1 protein-coding gene is annotated in these 242 nt (G+C 44.2%); it reads right to left on the bottom strand.

The window, feature by feature from the left end; all coding sequences use genetic code 11:
• Window positions 1–242 (bottom strand): Ig-like domain-containing protein (locus HMPREF2987_RS10925; protein ID WP_180364486.1); only part of this gene is annotated, 242 nt, incomplete at both ends.

Raw genomic sequence — 242 nt, 5'->3', positions numbered from 1 at the left:
TTCTGGATCTTTAACTCCTTCTGCATCTTTAGCTGGTGTTGCTGGAACTGGATCACTTGCTTCTGGTGTTTGACCATCCTTGGTTGCTACAACTGTCACATTACCTTCTGGAATGTCGACTGTTGGTGTGATTGTAGCTTTACCATTCTCATCAGCTGTTGCTTCACCAATCTTGTTGCCGTCTTTATCGTACATTTCAACCTTAGACCCTGGTTCTGCTGTCACTTCAACTGGTGTCTTAG

Origin of the sequence: Streptococcus sp. HMSC067H01 (assembly GCF_001814775.1) — a bacterium.
Taxonomy (GTDB): domain Bacteria; phylum Bacillota; class Bacilli; order Lactobacillales; family Streptococcaceae; genus Streptococcus.
This window is presented reverse-complemented; position numbering and strand designations above follow the sequence as displayed.